At 45.9% G+C, this 15,086-nt stretch carries 16 protein-coding genes and 3 pseudogenes; 3 read left to right on the top strand and 16 right to left on the bottom strand.

The window, feature by feature from the left end:
- Positions 1-154: 154 nt before the first annotated feature.
- Positions 155-1,339 (bottom strand): NO-inducible flavohemoprotein, encoded by a 1,185-nt coding sequence (gene hmpA / locus BZG77_RS10325; RefSeq protein ID WP_077647177.1) that lies wholly within the window; start codon positions 1,337-1,339, stop codon positions 155-157.
- Between the two features lie 108 nt (positions 1,340-1,447).
- Here hmpA and nsrR point away from each other — a divergent pair, with 108 nt between their 5' ends.
- On the top strand, positions 1,448-1,873 hold the full coding sequence (gene nsrR / locus BZG77_RS10320; RefSeq protein ID WP_077647176.1) for a nitric oxide-sensing transcriptional repressor NsrR: 426 nt from the start codon (positions 1,448-1,450) through the stop codon (positions 1,871-1,873).
- Positions 1,874-1,900: 27 nt separating this feature from the next.
- Positions 1,901-3,712: an ABC transporter transmembrane domain-containing protein gene (locus BZG77_RS10315; protein ID WP_077647175.1), complete on the top strand. Its 1,812-nt coding sequence runs from the start codon at positions 1,901-1,903 to the stop codon at positions 3,710-3,712.
- Here the strand turns inward: BZG77_RS10315 and BZG77_RS14725 are convergent.
- The 9 genes and pseudogenes from BZG77_RS14725 to folM all read right to left on the bottom strand — a co-directional run bounded on the left by BZG77_RS14725 (position 3,709) and on the right by folM (position 8,488).
- The gene (locus tag BZG77_RS14725; RefSeq protein WP_108743977.1) at positions 3,709-3,882 is read right to left on the bottom strand and encodes a DUF6435 family protein; all 174 of its coding nucleotides are present in this window, start codon (positions 3,880-3,882) and stop codon (positions 3,709-3,711) included. The genes BZG77_RS10315 and BZG77_RS14725 overlap by 4 nt on opposite strands.
- Before the next feature lie 292 nt (positions 3,883-4,174).
- Positions 4,175-4,645: pseudogene (locus BZG77_RS10310) on the bottom strand (IS66 family transposase); the annotation flags it as partial.
- Between the two features lie 10 nt (positions 4,646-4,655).
- Positions 4,656-4,850, bottom strand: a pseudogene (locus BZG77_RS15215) (IS66 family transposase); the annotation flags it as partial.
- 55 nt (positions 4,851-4,905) lie between these two features.
- The gene (locus BZG77_RS10300) at positions 4,906-5,214 is read right to left on the bottom strand and encodes a metal ABC transporter solute-binding protein, Zn/Mn family (RefSeq protein ID WP_108743976.1); all 309 of its coding nucleotides are present in this window, start codon (positions 5,212-5,214) and stop codon (positions 4,906-4,908) included.
- A 154-nt stretch (positions 5,215-5,368) separates the two neighbouring features.
- A complete protein-coding gene (locus BZG77_RS10295) occupies positions 5,369-6,052 on the bottom strand; it encodes an HAD family hydrolase (RefSeq protein WP_077647172.1) in 684 nt (227 codons plus the stop codon).
- 131 nt (positions 6,053-6,183) lie between these two features.
- Positions 6,184-6,753, bottom strand: coding sequence for a YceI family protein (locus tag BZG77_RS10290; RefSeq protein WP_077647171.1), 570 nt, complete (start codon positions 6,751-6,753; stop codon positions 6,184-6,186).
- On the bottom strand, positions 6,750-7,289 hold the full coding sequence (locus BZG77_RS10285; RefSeq protein ID WP_077461382.1) for a cytochrome b: 540 nt from the start codon (positions 7,287-7,289) through the stop codon (positions 6,750-6,752). The genes BZG77_RS10290 and BZG77_RS10285 overlap by 4 nt, the downstream gene beginning before the upstream one ends.
- Positions 7,290-7,401: 112 nt before the next feature.
- Positions 7,402-7,767: a dihydroneopterin triphosphate 2'-epimerase gene (gene folX, locus BZG77_RS10280; protein WP_021024263.1), complete on the bottom strand. Its 366-nt coding sequence runs from the start codon at positions 7,765-7,767 to the stop codon at positions 7,402-7,404.
- A 22-nt stretch (positions 7,768-7,789) separates the two neighbouring features.
- The gene (gene folM, locus BZG77_RS10275; protein ID WP_108743975.1) at positions 7,790-8,488 is read right to left on the bottom strand and encodes a dihydromonapterin reductase; all 699 of its coding nucleotides are present in this window, start codon (positions 8,486-8,488) and stop codon (positions 7,790-7,792) included.
- A 196-nt stretch (positions 8,489-8,684) separates the two neighbouring features.
- Here folM and BZG77_RS10270 point away from each other — a divergent pair, with 196 nt between their 5' ends.
- Positions 8,685-9,317 carry a DNA-3-methyladenine glycosylase I gene (locus BZG77_RS10270; RefSeq protein WP_077647169.1) on the top strand — a complete coding sequence of 211 codons (633 nt, stop codon included), beginning with the start codon at positions 8,685-8,687 and terminating at the stop codon, positions 9,315-9,317.
- 283 nt (positions 9,318-9,600) lie between these two features.
- On the opposite strand, the gene BZG77_RS10265 is transcribed toward BZG77_RS10270, so the two are convergent.
- The 6 genes and pseudogenes from BZG77_RS10265 to BZG77_RS10240 all read right to left on the bottom strand — a co-directional run bounded on the left by BZG77_RS10265 (position 9,601) and on the right by BZG77_RS10240 (position 14,863).
- Positions 9,601-10,557, bottom strand: coding sequence for an AEC family transporter (locus BZG77_RS10265; RefSeq protein WP_077647168.1), 957 nt, complete (start codon positions 10,555-10,557; stop codon positions 9,601-9,603).
- 239 nt (positions 10,558-10,796) lie between these two features.
- Positions 10,797-10,998 (bottom strand): annotated as a pseudogene (locus tag BZG77_RS15210) (hypothetical protein); the annotation flags it as partial.
- A gap of 103 nt (positions 10,999-11,101) precedes the next feature.
- Positions 11,102-11,911: a DeoR/GlpR family DNA-binding transcription regulator gene (locus tag BZG77_RS10255; RefSeq protein WP_077647166.1), complete on the bottom strand. Its 810-nt coding sequence runs from the start codon at positions 11,909-11,911 to the stop codon at positions 11,102-11,104.
- A 113-nt stretch (positions 11,912-12,024) separates the two neighbouring features.
- The gene (locus tag BZG77_RS10250; RefSeq protein WP_077647165.1) at positions 12,025-13,308 is read right to left on the bottom strand and encodes a TRAP transporter large permease; all 1,284 of its coding nucleotides are present in this window, start codon (positions 13,306-13,308) and stop codon (positions 12,025-12,027) included.
- A gap of 13 nt (positions 13,309-13,321) precedes the next feature.
- Positions 13,322-13,834, bottom strand: a complete 513-nt coding sequence (locus BZG77_RS10245; RefSeq protein WP_077647164.1) for a TRAP transporter small permease — start codon at positions 13,832-13,834, stop codon at positions 13,322-13,324.
- A 39-nt stretch (positions 13,835-13,873) separates the two neighbouring features.
- Positions 13,874-14,863 (bottom strand): TRAP transporter substrate-binding protein, encoded by a 990-nt coding sequence (locus tag BZG77_RS10240; protein WP_077647163.1) that lies wholly within the window; start codon positions 14,861-14,863, stop codon positions 13,874-13,876.
- Between the last annotated feature and the right edge of the window lie 223 nt (positions 14,864-15,086).

The raw sequence follows: 15,086 nt of genomic DNA, 5'->3' as shown, positions 1-15,086 counted from the left end.
TAGAGTTTACCTCATAATAGCTTCTCAAAGGTGRGATTATTAGGCAGGAAAACCCTAAAAATTTGGTACGATGATTATATTGACTGTTTTGTATAATTTCAACGACACCTTTGCAAACGTGGGATTAGCTGCTTAAAGAAAGAGAAATAGCGAGCTATAATACTTTATGCGGGCCAAAGCACTCATAGTGGAACTGTTCGTCAGGGACGCCCAAGGCGCGTAGTTGGGTTTGGACATGCTGCATAAAGCCAACTGGGCCGCAGAGATAGACCTGTACCGTGACTGGACTGAACGTACCGCTCACCGCAGTCAGATCCATCCATCCGGTATGATCAAAGTCTTGTCCAAGCGTATCCGCGGGTTGAGGTTGGTTATACCAAATGTGCGTCTGAATATGCCTGTGCTGACGCGCGAGGTTGCGGACAGGATGATTGAAAGCATGCAGTTTGCCGTGCTCGGTAGCATGCAGCCAAGTGACGGGCGCATCATGTTCGGTAAGGCTTTCTAACATCGCTAACATTGGCGTTACGCCCACCCCGCCAGAAATTAATACGACGGGCGTACCCTGATCCACGTTCAGTTTGAGATCGCCCGCCGGTGGCGTGAGCATCACAGTACCACCAACAGCTAACTCATCATGTAAGTAGTTGGAGACCTGACCGTGTGGCTCCCGTTTTACCGAGATCTGATAATGCTGGCCGTTAGGCGCGTGTGACAAACTATATTGGCGAATTTCTTGATGTTCAAAACCGGTATGATTAACGACGATGCCAATGTATTGTCCGGCCGTAAAAGGCGCGATGAGCTGACCATCTTGAGGGGCAAACACAAAACTGGTGACCTGCTCACTTTCAGGGCGTTTTTCAATCAAAGTAAAGGCTCGCTGCCCTTGCCAGCCACCAGTTTGGGTGTAGCTATCTTCATAAAGCTGCTGCTCTTTGGCGATAAATACATCCGCGAGCACTTGGTAGGCTTCAGCCCACGCATCGAGCACGGCTTGTCCCGGCGAGAGTAGCTCATCAATGGTGGCCAATAAATGCTGACCGACAATCGGATAGTGCTCAGCTTGGACCAGCAAGCTGGTATGTTTGTGAGCAATCTTCTCTACCGCACCCAGTAAAGCAGGCAAGTTGTCAATGTTCTGTGCATAGGCACAAATCGCGTTAAACAGTGCTTCCCGCTGATCGCCATTTTGCTGGTGGCGGAGGTTAAAAATATCCTTTAACTCGGGGTGATGGTGGAACAGTCTTTGGTAAAAGTGGGTTGTCAGCTTCGGGCCTGTTTTGGCGAGCACAGGGGCAGTTGATTTAACAATATCAATGGTTTGTTGGCTTAACATCAGCGCCTCTCTAAACATGTATATTTAATGCATGTTTTAAGTTGTATCTCAAATATATCTTTTAATCAATCGAAGAATTACAATTTGACTGGGTAGTAAGAGGTACACATGCAACTAACCAGCTTTACAGATTACGGACTTCGCACCTTGATTTTTCTGGCATCCTTGCCAGAGGGTGAGCTTACCAACATTACCGAGGTGACGCGCTTGTTTGGTGTGTCGCGCAATCATATGGTGAAAGTCATCAACCGTTTAGGGCAGCTGGGGTATATTCAAACGGTGCGTGGGAAGAACGGTGGTATTCGTCTGCTGCAAGCGCCGACAGCGATCACGGTGGGGCAAGTAGTGCGCGAGCTTGAACCGTTGGAACTCGTCAATTGCTCGGTCGAGTTTTGCCATATCACTCCAGCATGCCGTTTAAAAGACCGATTAACGAAAGCCAAACAAGCATTTTTAAATGAGCTGGATACATGCACCATCGATGCACTTATTAACGACAATCGCGAGTTAATGATCCTACTCACCCGCCCTTAACACGCAAGGACAGCATTAAGTGAACTTATGGCAAATCAAACCGCAACGGATACCTCATCGAAACAATCTGCCGTGAATCGCAACAGTAAAAACCTGACTATATTGTGGGAGCTTATTGCGTTTATCCGCCCTTACCGTTGGCAAGTGAGCGCGGCATTGCTGGCTTTGGTTTTTACCGCATCATTAACACTCTCCGTCGGGCACGGCGTTCGACTTTTGATCGACCAAGGCTTTGCACAGCAATCACTGGTTGAGTTGGGCAATGCGGTACAGTTTATTTTGCTGATCACGGTATTCATCGCGATCGGCACCTTTTTCCGGTTCTATCTGGTGTCATCGGTGGGTGAACGGGTCAGTGCCGATATTCGCCAAGCGGTGTTTGATCATGTGATTGATCTGCATCCGAGTTATTTTGAAACCCACGGCAGTGGCGAGATCATGTCGCGGATCACCACAGATACCAGCTTACTGCAAAACATCATCGGCTCCTCTTTTTCCATGGCGATGCGCAGTGCGTTACTGTGTGTGGGCGCTATCATCATGCTGTTTGCCACCAATATTAAACTGACCTTAATTGTGCTGGCCTCCGTGCCTTTTATTTTGGTGCCAATACTTATCTATGGCCGTCGCGTGCGGGCGTTGTCGCGGCAAAGCCAAGATTCGATGGCGGATGTAGGCAGCTATGCCGGTGAAGCCATCACCAATATTAAAACCGTGCAAAGCTTCGCGGTAGAGGATCACGCCAAAGCTGCATTTGGGCAAGAAGTGGAGCGTGCCTATCTCATCGGACGCGAGCGCGTGAAACAAAGAGCCATTCTCATTTCCGGGGTGATCGTGATTGTGTTCAGCGCGATTACAGGGATGTTATGGGTCGGCGGTCGCGATGTGATTCAAGGCACTATGTCGGCAGGCGATTTGGGCGCTTTTGTATTTTTCGCCATCATGGTTGCCTCTTCCATGGCCACCTTGTCGGAAGTGCTGGGGGAGTTGCAGCGAGCGGCTGGCGCGACAGAGCGCTTGGTGGAACTTTTACACGTGCAAAGTCATATTCGTACTCCCGCTACCTCACCGATTACCGATGCCCAATCACTGATCAGTGATATTCGCTTTGAAATGATACATTTTCATTATCCCACTCGTCCACGCCAGCCTGCGATTGATGCACTGAGCTTACATATTCAGCCTGGTGAAGTCGTGGCTTTAGTGGGGCCGTCGGGGGCCGGAAAAACGACGGTCTTTGAGTTACTGCAACGCTTCTACGATCCGCAGTCGGGTGCGATTACGCTGGGTGGACAAGATATTCGCAGCTTGTCCCCGCAAGCCTTGCGCCAACAAATGGCATTGGTGCCGCAGCAACCGGCATTGTTTAGCGATAATGTGATAGGAAACATCTGCTACGGCAGGCCAGACGCCAGTGAGCAAGCGGTGAAAGAGGCGGCAGTTCAAGCGCATGCTGACGGCTTTATTCAGCAATTACCGGACGGCTATCACAGCTTTTTGGGCGAGCGTGGTGTTCGGCTTTCGGGCGGCCAACGACAGCGGATTGCAATTGCCCGCGCGATTCTTAAGGATCCAAAGATTCTATTACTTGATGAAGCTACCAGCGCGCTGGATAGCGAAAGTGAGCATGCGGTACAACAAGGATTGGCCACCTTGATGCGCAATAGAACGACCTTGATTATTGCTCATCGTTTGTCGACTATTCAACATGTTGATCGCATTGTGATGATGGATCAAGGTAAGTTGGTGGATGTGGGCAGTCATACCGAGCTGTTGGCACGCTGCCCTTTATACCAGCGCTTGGTAAAACGGCAATTTAACCCTTCTTCAAGTCACTAAGCCTTGTTTTCCAAGGCTTTAATTTGTTGGTCAATCTTTTCCGCTTCTTCGGTGAGTAGTGAGTAACCTCTGATATCGCCATTGCGTTGAGCTTCAAAGGCTTGTTGTTGTTTGGCGTCGTACTGCTTTTTTAGCTTTTTAACCGGATTCGGTTTTAGAAACGAGAACATAGTGGATCCTTTTAGATAGATGACTGCCTTCACTACGACATTAACCTACACTTAGATGACCGATTTATTGGTCATGTGCAAATTGTCGTGGTCAAGAAAAACTGGCCACCGGTTTATAGTTAATCCAGTATTTTTTCTCTGCCAGGTTCGGACTCATACCGCTATTATGCTGATGTGGCCTAAGTTGGCTGTAATACCAGGGCGAGATAGCGAACGTTTTTTGGTCAAAAAACGTTCGCGATCTCGCCCTGCTTCATTACCGGTGGTAAGCGGTAAATAAACCGGTGAACCCCTACTCGACATCACTGAGATCCACACACCATGGCATCAGATCTGACATATCATCCGATGGCGACCGCTTGGGTAATTCAGCGAACAGGTGCCGGAAGTAATAATAGGGATTGATGTCATTGGCACGGCATGTCATCACCAAGCTATACAGATTAGCACTCGCTTTTGCTCCACCGACAGATGTCGAGAACATCCAGTTCTTTCGACCCGTGGCGAACGGGCGGATGTCTCGCTCCGTCACATTGTTGTCGATGCTAATGCGGCCATCTTCCAGATAGGTCAGCAGTTTGGGCCACTGATTTTTCGCATACGTGATGGCCTGGCCTAAGGTGCCTTTGGGTAACACATGCATGCTATCAAGCCAGCGTTTAAAGTCATTTAACAGAGGCAGACTTTCTTGCTGTCTGAGTTGTTGCCGAGCCTCGGCCGATAAGTGTTTCCCGCGTCGCTCGATGCCGTAGAGCTTGTTGATGAAGGTGANGCAGTTTGGGCCACTGATTTTTCGCATACGTGATGGCCTGGCCTAAGGTGCCTTTGGGTAACACATGCATGCTATCAAGCCAGCGTTTAAAGTCATTTAACAGAGGCAGACTTTCTTGCTGTCTGAGTTGTTGCCGAGCCTCGGCCGATAAGTGTTTCCCGCGTCGCTCGATGCCGTAGAGCTTGTTGATGAAGGTGATATGTCAGATCTGATGCCATGGTGTGTGGATCTCAGTGATGTCGAGTAGGGGTTCACCGGTTTATTAACCGCTTACGGAAAAAACGTTCGAACCAGCGCTCTAAGCCTAATCCGTTCCACATCACCACATCCGCACCTTGCGCGCGCAGAATATCTCCTGGAGTGGGTTGGTAATTGTGGATCTCCGCGCCGGGTTTAGTGAGCGACACTACCTCGGCATGCTCGCCCGCTACGTTGGCAGCCATATCCGCGAGAATGGTAAAGCTGGTCACCACTTTTAACTTGTCCGCGTGTTTTAATTGGTCGGCGTGCGCCATCGGAGAGAGCAAGATCGCCGCAATAATTAGCAGGTGTTTTCTCATAAGCGTTAATCTCATTCATTATGCGTGTGACTACGGCGAGAGGTCGCCAGCCGATCATGCGTTAAAAATAACGTTTATGATAATCATTCTCAATTTAGTGTTGTTAAAAAGAGCACACGAGGCGCCCTGTCGTCACGTTTCCTGTGATCTTTTACTAATCACGAATGGTGTCGTAGCGCGCCCATTCCATAATGGTCCAATCTTTTTCTTGGGCATGCAGGCTCAAGTGCGGATCAGGGTTAACCGCAAAAGCGCTGTCAACTTGCTCAAGCAAGGGGACATCCCAATGTGAATCACTGTAGCCGTAGGTATGGCCTACGGTGTCATGACGGTCAGATAGCCACGCCTGCATGTAGTCGTGCTTGCCACGATAATCACGCACGCAATGCGATATGCTGCCCGTATACACGCCATTTAATGTTTCAAGCTCAATCGCAATCACGGTATCGAGTTTGAGCAGTTTGCCAATCGGACGCGCTAGGTGGGTGGCGGTGTTGGAAACTAACACACAGTGATCGCCGCGGTTGCGATGCCACTCGATACGCGCTAATGCTTGTGGTACCACCACGGGAGCGACATGCTGATCGATAAAGTCGGTGGCCCAAGCAGCCACGGTTTGAATCGATTTTCCTTTGACCGAGATTAGCTGTACTTGCATATATTGCTCAAGGTTGATGCGGCCTTTTTTAAAATCCAAATACGCCCGCTTTTCTTGATCGACCACGTTTTGCGGGGCGAGATCATGCTGGCAAAGGTATTCCAGCCACGCTTGTTTGGTGTCGGTAGCGACCAGGGTTTCGTCTAAGTCAAAGAATGCAATGTTAATAGGTACTGTCATAGCTAAACTAATTTTTCTGTATTATTGCCGCCATCGTAACTAAAGACTTTGACGAAAAGGTTTCAGTGTTGATGCGACAAAAAAGCCTTGGCATGTGGCCAAGGCTTTTTTAGTTTACTGAGTCTAGCAAGTTACTGGCGAATGCCTTCTACGTGCAGCTCCATATCAACGTATGTGGCAGGGCCCATAGTGGGAATACCAAAGTCTTCTAGCTCCAGGCGGGTGTTACCCATAAAGCCAGCGCGGTAGTTGCCCCAAGGATCTTCACCGTGACCGATGAGTTCAGCGTCGATTTCAATTGGCTTGGTTTGGCCATGCAAAGTGAGATCGCCTGCAATGGTCATCGAGCCGTCGCCGTTGTCGGTTACGTTGGTGCTTTCAAAGGACGCTTGGCCATATTCGCCTACATCCAAGAAGTCACCACTACGAATGTGCTTATCACGCTCAGCGTGGTTAGAATCAATACTGGTTGTATCAATCGTCACCGACACACTTGATGCGCCAATGTTATCTGGGTCGAATTCAAACTGGCCGTCAAACGTATTTAAACGACCTTTGATAAAGCTGTAGCCTAGGTGTGGCACTTTGAAGTTGACCGAGGCATGTGCGCCTTTGGTGTCAATCATATAAGTGTCTGCCAGTGCAGGCCCAGATAAGAGTGTCGCGGCGCTCATTCCCATGGCTAACATGAGTTTTTTCATTTCGGGTTTCCTCCGATCATCTTCCGTAACGTATTATCTTTATCTTTAAAATGATGTTTAAGTGCCATAATGGCATGGCCTGCTGCTAACACAATCAAGGTGATGGCGACGTAGTAGTGTATATCGCCAGCAATGTCTGATTGATTGGGAAACAGCTCCCCTGCGCTCGGCACGGTAAACCAGGTGAATACTTCAATCCCGCGTCCGTCTGAGGTTGAGATCAAGTATCCAGAGACAAACAGTGTGGCAAGGAGCAAGTAAATAGTATGATGGCCTGCTGTTGCCGCTTTACGTTCCCAAGCCTTACCTTCAACGGTGGGCATAGTGTGTGTTGCTTTCCACACAAGTCGACCAACAGTCGTTATCGCCAGTAATATACCTATCGACTTGTGCCAGTGTGGCGCAGTTTGATACCAACTACTGTAGTAGCTCAAGTCGACCATCCACAATCCGACAGCGAAAAGGCCAACGATAACGAGACTCGATAGCCAGTGTAGCGTACGCATAACGCGATCGTAGCTATTTTTCGGTGTCATTTGTTCCCGCTCCCAATTACTAATCCAACACAGTATATAAGGTGAACGGCAATATAGAAGCTGTTCACCTTGAACATGATGTTCGAATAATTCTAACAAACTCTGTGCGGTGTTACGACTCGCTAGCGGTCCAGCTTAGGCTTAATGAGACAGAGTCGGCAAATCTGAGTGCATGCGGCTTATCAATGGTCACTTGTGCGTAGCGCACCCAGTGATGATCACGTGTAATCTCTAAAACACCCGCAACCAGCTTTTCGAGTAAGAGAAAACGTCCGTTCTCAACATAGTCAATAATCGCTTTGGTTATATCTTTGTAATTGAGTGCATCATCAACGTTGTCTTCTTCACACGCCTTGTGGCCGGGATAATGAATCTCGACATTGATGACTACGTCTTGTTTTTTCTCCTGCTCGTCAGGATTAAACCCAATGTAAGTACGTAGGCGTAGGTTGGTTATTTTAATCACAGCGTCGTTCATAGTCGTTTCCTGGTCACGAAAGTTAGATAAGATGGCGGCCGCCATCAAGTTTGATGGATTGGCCAGTCATATGTTGACTCGCAAGGATAAATTCGCATGCATTCACCACTTCTTGCTCACCGGGGACCGATCTTAATAGTGACTTACAGCGTGCTTTTTCTCGATAGGCTTCATCATCGCCATCATTAAACATGATTAATGCTGGTGAAATACTGTTCACTTTGATTGATGGTGCCATTTTCTGTGCAAACGAGAGGGTAAGATTTTCGAGCGCAGCTTTGCTGGTGGCATAAGCGGTGTGTTTGGCACTGCCTTTTTGCGCGACATAATCGGTGAGATGAATAATATCACCCTGTTGCATCCAGCGGGGCGCGGCCATATTGATGAGATAAGGGGTTTTTGCATGGATTTGCATCATGTTATCAAACAGCGATGCAATATCTTGGCTGTGTTTCTCACTGTCCCAAGATGACGCATTGTGGATCAATGTATCGAAAGTGGGATTTAAAGCATCAATGTGGTCGATGAAGGAATAAACGCCCTCATCCGTTGAGAAGTCTGCGTGCAAACAACGCGCGCCCCGCGCTCTTAAATCGGCCACTTGAGGGCGCTCGGTACGATAAGATAACGTTACCTGGTGACCCTGATTGAGAAAGTGGCAGGCGAGTGCGTAGCCAATGCGCTGTCCGGCGCCGGTAATCAATATATGCTTTGTTGTCACGCGTGTTCCTTTGCATTTATGTATGGATGGCATCAATAACAAGGATTAACGGTTCTATTACGTTTCATGCACTTATCGCGATCAAAGATAGCGTCATATTGCACATAACGATAGCATTTACTCAGTTAACTCGCTGATTTCGTGCCATAAGCAACAAAATTGACACCCGATGTCGTGTTTGAAGAAGGGAAAAAAGATGAAAATTTGCCAATGGGCGCAGCACAGTGAATCTGAACGTGTGTATCACGATACCGAGTGGGGCGTACCGACATTTGATGATCAAGCGATCTTTGAGTTCATTTGTTTAGAGGGCGCGCAAGCAGGATTAAATTGGCGGCTAATACTGGAAAAACGGCAGGCTTATGGTGACGCTTTTTCTCACTTCGATTTTTATCAGCTTGCCGCGGTGGCTGAACCAAATATTGCTGAGATCATGGCCAACCATGAGATTGTCCGTAATCGACTGAAGGTGGCCTCTGTGTTTACCAATGCCAAGGCTGCAGTAACGCTGGTGGAACAGTACGGATCATTGGCTAAGGCACTTTGGCAGTTCACTGACGGTGTACCGATTGTGAACCAGCATCAATCAGATGCCGATGTGGCTACTGCGACGGACAAGTCCCGTGCCATGAGTCGTTTTTTGAAAAAGCGTGGATTTAAGTTTGTGGGAGAAACCATTTGTTATTCGTTGATGCAAGCGCTGGGCATGGTCAATGATCATGTCGTCACGTGTCCGCGGTATCAACCCTGTTGCGAACTGGCCGATTCGGTAAAAGAACTATCTCAGAAATCGGGTAACGTATTCTCGCTTCTATATCTTATTGAATAATAGGTATTATTAAAATGAAGAGTAAAAACCATCTGTACTGACGCCAAATTAGATAGCCCATTATCAAGCTAGTGATGCCTCTTATCAAACAACACTGTTGACCTCCGCCCGCCATTCCGCAGCCAATTAATGGATTAAAACAGTGTGATCCAGCGATCATTTACAACTTCATAAGACTCGGTATGCCTGTTAGTCACCGAGTTGCTTGGTGGAAGTAGTCCAAATAGAATCAATGCATTAGCTGAGTGATTTGATCAACAACGCCGTTTAGTTCGAATGAATACTAAATAACTTCAAGTAACGTTAAAGCTAACGTTCCTAAACAAACAGTGAGACTAGAAAGCAAGGTTGTCAGACCGATTAAATTGGCGCATAAGGTAGTATCACCGCCCGATGTCAGTACCATCGCATAACTTGCAGCCGCAACTGGAGCTGCGTTCATAAAGAACAATACCCCCAATTCAACACCCCGAAAACCAAAGTAGTAAGCAAAAAGGGTGAACAGCAGCGGAGCAATTACCAATTTATAGGATGACGCAAACCAAGTGGGCCCTTGATTATTGCGTAACATCTTTAAGTTAAGGCTCCCTCCAGTGCAGATAAGCGCGAGAGGCAAGGTCATTTTCGCTAAGTAATTACCCGTATCTACTATCACATTAGGTAAAGCAAAAGGAGAGATCGCCACGAGTAAGCCTAAGGTAATCGCAATAATTAGCGGATTTTTGGCTAAGTTGGTTACAAGGATTGCAATGTTGATTGAGCGAGTGCCTCTCTTATGAGGCGATAAACAAATAACTGCTTGGATATTGTATACTACCGTGATAACTGCGATATATAGTGCAGCAAGTGCCACCCCTTGACTACCAAACGCATTATCGACATAAGCAACACCAACTATAGATGTGTTCGCTCTAAAGCAGCCCTGTATCAGTACACCATGATCTTTAGAATGTTTAAAAAATAGCTTGGTTGATAGGGTGCAAATAAGAAAAAATGCTACCGTCAAAATGACAGATAGTGTTAAAAAATCGATGGCCTGAAGAAAGTTATGATTTGCTGTAGCGATGCTAATAAATAGCATCGCGGGTAAACCAATCCGAAAAACAAGTTTTGATGCGATATCTATAAAGTGGGGATCAATCCAATTGATACGACGAAAGGTGTAGCCAAGGGTAATTATAAAAAAGATCGGGGCAACAATAGAAAGGGAAAAGGATAGCTGAAAGAGCAGATCCACCATGATTGTTCTTCCTATAAATTAAAGATAAGATTTATTTTGAGCGACAAAACTCAATTGCCTGGGCAGGGCGAGCGCATGAGTGTTCATTCTTCAACCCTTGCCGGTATGCCTGCGGCTAAAACCTGCTCTATGACGCTGGGATTCATGAGACAACGTTTCTTCTTGGCCACCGAGCTGGTGTTGGTCGGCTCAGCCCGCACCATGTTTGAGGCTATGTGTCGCAGACGGGTAAAGTTCTCGGGAATCGCACTGATTTCATTGCTTTTTTCGTCTTTTGTGAGCTGGCCAAGCACCAGATGGTTTTCGCTGGCATCCGCTCGACCCCGCAATAACCGAGCACAATGAAGAAAAAAGCAGGTCGAATAGCGGAAAGGTCATCTCAGCATTCTGGCAATTATCATCAACGGCGCTGAAGTAGTCTTTAAATGTATTTATCTGCACGATATCTATCCCGACCTATTTGATAATCGGCCTATACGATCACACCCAGAGGTGATCGTCGAACCGATCTTTTTGGTTAAAAACGTTCGCGATCTCGCCCTGATTACTTGGGTTTCACTACTTTATTATCCAGTGTAGCAAGAGGCTCATCAAGGTGTGCAGTTAATACCTTAATACCTTTCTCCTCTAGCTCATTTTGAACATGGAGCGGAAAGCCAGTGTCAGTAACGATTGTGTCAAAGTATTTAATGCCGATAGCATGAAACGTTGCAACTCGCCCATATTTGGATGAATCACTAACAAGAATATTCCGTTGTGACGCAGTGGCGACCGCTTTTTTCACGGCAACCTTAGGTTCACTTGGTGTTGAAATCTCCTTTATATTCCATGAAGATGTCGAAATGAAAGCGATATCGATATTCATTGAGGTCAAAAACTCCGCGACTTTACCACCAACAGTGGACTGGTTGGCTTTATCCACACGCCCACCAGTATGATACAACTCACATTCACTGTGGCGTGACAGATAAGCGGCGATCACAAAATCGTTAGTGATCACCAGCAAATCATCACGTTGGGCAATGTGACGAGCAATCTCAAGTGTTGTCGTACCCGCATCAAGATAAATAGTACTCTTCTTCGGAATCAACTGGCTTGCGATGTAGCCAATAGCTGATTTTTCATTTGAATTAAGCACCGACTTCACATCGTGAGATGGCTCGTTGTCGAGTATCTGAGTCAGTTGCACACCACCGGATACGGAAGTTACGTTTTCAACATCTTCAAGTTTTGCGATATCGCGACGAATGGTCATATGTGAGACTTGCAGCCGATCTGCAAGCTCATTAATGCTTATAACCTCATGGGCTGAAAGCAGCGAAATAATGGTTCTGCGGCGCTCTGCTGGGATCATAGTATTTTCCGATATTGTTAAGCACTGCCATATTAATAGCACTATGTAATCTATGGAACATTGAGCTGACCCTTATTTTTATTTACTATTTTAAAACAGGGCAAGAGAAAGAGTTACTTTGCTATTATGCTAGGTAGCCATAGCGAGATTTCAGGCACGAAAGTAATTAACATTAGTGCTGCAATCATGCTGGCGATCCAACCCATGACGGCACGTGAGAGATCCTCAAACCGAATATCGCCAACTTGCGATGCCATAAACAGGTTTGCACCCAACGGCGGAGTCACAAAACCAATGGCTAGGTTGACCACCATAACAATACCGAAGTGAACCGGATCCATACCGATAGATGCAGTAACTGGCAATAAGATAGGCGTCAAAATAACAATTGCGGCTAGAGTTTCTAAGAAAGTACCGATTAACAACAACAGCAAGTTGATACACAGTAAGATTAGAATCTTGTTTTCAGTGATCCCTAAAATGAATTCAGTGATCATACTTGGAATACGCTCAATGGTTAAGATACGACCGAACGCCACTGATGCACCAACAATCACCAATACGGTTGCCACAAGCAGAGCAGACTCTAGTGTCATCTTAGCTAAGCTCTTGAGTGTCAGTTCTTTGTAGTAGAACATACTCAGTACGATGCCGTAAGCGACTGCTACCGCTGCTGACTCGGTAGGCGTAAATAGACCACTGTAAATCCCACCTAAAATGATCATTGGCAGTAGCATCGCTTCCTTTGCCGCACTGAATGCTTGCCAACGCTCAGGCCATGTCGCTTTTCGTGGCGTACCCACATAACCATGTTTCTTTGATTGATACAGGTTATACCCAAGCAAAAACAGACCAACAACAATGCCCGGAACAATACCCGCCATGAACATCGCAGACACTGATTGCCCAGAAACAATGGCATACACAATCATGACTACACTCGGTGGAATGATGACACCAATACCACCAGCTGTAGCAATCATGGCACCAGAATAAGCTTTGTCATAGCCACTTTTAACCATCATCGGGATCATTGTAAGACCGATAGCCGCAACAGTTGCCGAGCCTGTACCAGACACAGAAGCAAAGAAAATACACGACATGATTGCTACCACACCAAGACCACCGGTGTAATGACCAAAAAAACTTTGGCAAAGTGCAAGTAGGCGATTCGAAATACCACCATGACTCATAATGCTAGCCGCCAGAGTAAAGAGTAAAATGGCGATGAGTGGGAATGAATCTAGACCAGACGCTAGTCCTTGAACATAGAAATCGATATTGAGAAATGGGAGATTTAAAATGGCGAGAATACTTGCAGAACCAAGTGCGATACCAATAGGAACCCCAATTGCGATCAGCAAAGTAAGAGACAAAAATAGAATTGGCGTAGTCATAGTTATTATCCAGTTAGGCTTTTTTCGCTACTGCGTTTTTTTCTGAAATATTGAAAAGGATCGATATATCGCGTTTTATGGTGATAGACAGCCTAATAAGTGAAAGAGCAGCACTTACTACAAGACAGGCATAAAGAAAAGCAAGTGAGATTTCCATTGCTGGTGCAAGTTGCCCCAAGCGAAAACTCTTTTCAGTAATTTTTATCGCGTAATAAAGCACGATCCCTTGATAGCTGAGAAAGACTAGATTACTGATTAAGTTAAAAAACTGTTGCGTTTTAACCGGAAATAATTTCACCAATGCCAAGACTCGAATATGACGTCCGTCACGGATCGCATAGCTAATACCGAGATAGATCACCCACACAAATAAAAAGCGAGCTGCTTCACCAGACCAGGCAATTGAGATATTGAATGGACGTAAAATGATCTCTAAAAAAATAAAAGTGAACAAACCAAGAGTAAAGGTAACAATTATGCTAGGCTCGAAGTATTTATCCAGCAGGTTAAACGTTTTTTTCAACATAATTTAAATAGGGCACTTGCATGCCCTCTCCATGATCTTCTAGCGTAGAGATGCAGTCTTCTGCATAATAAAACTGTACAGTCCTTCACCTGTCTTCGCTTTAATTTCTTCCGTGATAACAGAATTAAGCGTTTGTTTAAGTTGCTCACGAGTCTCAGCTGGAACTTCAGTGATAATAACGCCCTCATCTTGTAGCGTTGCGAGTGTGGCTTGGTTTTTCTCTTCAGCTAGAACACGCTGATTAGCAATAAATGCGTCCATCGATTGTTCAACCAAAGCTTTGTCTGAACCAGAGAGCTGCTCCCAAAACTCTGTGTTAGTAAACAGAACGTGGTTACTGTACATGTGCTCTGTCAAAGATAGGTATTTTTGTACTTCATAGAAGCGCTGGGTATAGATAGAGTCAATCGCACTTTCTTGTCCTTCAATTAGCCCCTGTTGAAGAGAGGTATAGATCTCACCCCATGCCAGTGGTATTGGAGAAAGCCCTGCCGATTTCCATGCTTTGATTTGGCTCGGATTTGCTGCTGAACGAATCTTTAGATTATTAAAATCTTCAAGGGTTTCTAGTGGCTTTTTATTGTTGGTAAAACTACGAAAACCAAGTTCTAAATAACCAAGGCCTTTTAACCCTTTTTCATCCATGCTGTTTAGCAAAGCCTGTCCTGCATCACTATCTAGAACACGGTGTGCGTGGTCGCGATCTTCAAACATATAGAAAGTATCAAGCACGTTAAATTGTGGAATAATAGGAGAAAGCAGCACTGATGCCGCCGTTGTCATTTGAAGGTTATTTGACTGAACCATTTCAGTAGTTTCTCGTACACCACCAAGTTGGCCTGCACCATAAATCTCAACCTGAATATCACCATTTGAACGAACTTCAAGATCTTTTTCAAACGCTTCAAATGCAACGAAAAGTGGAGAACCTGGCTGGCTATCGTGTGCAATACGAATCGTGGTTTCAGCAAAGCTAGGTAGAGAAACCATACAGGTTAGAGCAGCTGATAGTGTGGCAATCTTTCTCATGGTAGGGTCCTTTTCAATCTATTTCAGATAGTTTTGTTTTATTTATGTTTTGTGAGTATATGGTTACTCCACCCATAATTTACCAATTATTAACAGTTAACAAGCTTTTAGTAGTGTATTTTCACAATTAAGAACACTTTTTTGAGTGCCATCACAAAAATCAACATTGAAAATACAGGCAATCATGAACCGCTAATCGACCTATATTATTGTTATATATAGG

This window comes from Salinivibrio sp. IB643 (assembly GCF_001996105.1).
Taxonomy (GTDB): domain Bacteria; phylum Pseudomonadota; class Gammaproteobacteria; order Enterobacterales; family Vibrionaceae; genus Salinivibrio; species Salinivibrio costicola.
The sequence above is the reverse complement of the archived record's forward strand: the minus strand, read 5'-3'. Positions and strand labels throughout refer to the sequence as shown.